At 68.4% G+C, this 326-nt stretch carries 1 pseudogene; it reads right to left on the reverse strand.

The features are described 5' to 3' along the window. A pseudogene (locus EOB49_RS34980) lies at positions 1–326 on the reverse strand (amidohydrolase/deacetylase family metallohydrolase); the annotation flags it as partial.

The following is a 326-nucleotide window of genomic DNA, read 5'->3' on the forward strand; positions in this document are numbered from 1 at the left end:
GAAGCAATGGGTGAGGATGTCGCCCCTGCGCAGGCGCGGCAGCACTTCCGAGCGGCCGGGCGGCGGCTCGTCGATATGCGCCATCAGCGGCAGGCCGGCCTGGTCGGCGGCCTCCAGCCCCAGATCCACCGGGGCGATGCCGCTGGTGCCGCCGGCATGCTTGCCGGAACGGACTTTTACGCCGACCACGACATCGCGGTGTTCACGCACCGCCGCGACCACCTCGCGCGGCTCGCACAGCCTGAGGTCGCTGCACTCGCCGACCGACACTGTCTGCGAGAAGCCGAAAATGCCGGCAAAGGAAATGTTGACATAGGCCAGGATGC

It is taken from the genome of Mesorhizobium sp. M7A.F.Ca.MR.148.00.0.0 (assembly GCF_003997735.1).
Lineage (GTDB): Bacteria > Pseudomonadota > Alphaproteobacteria > Rhizobiales > Rhizobiaceae > Mesorhizobium.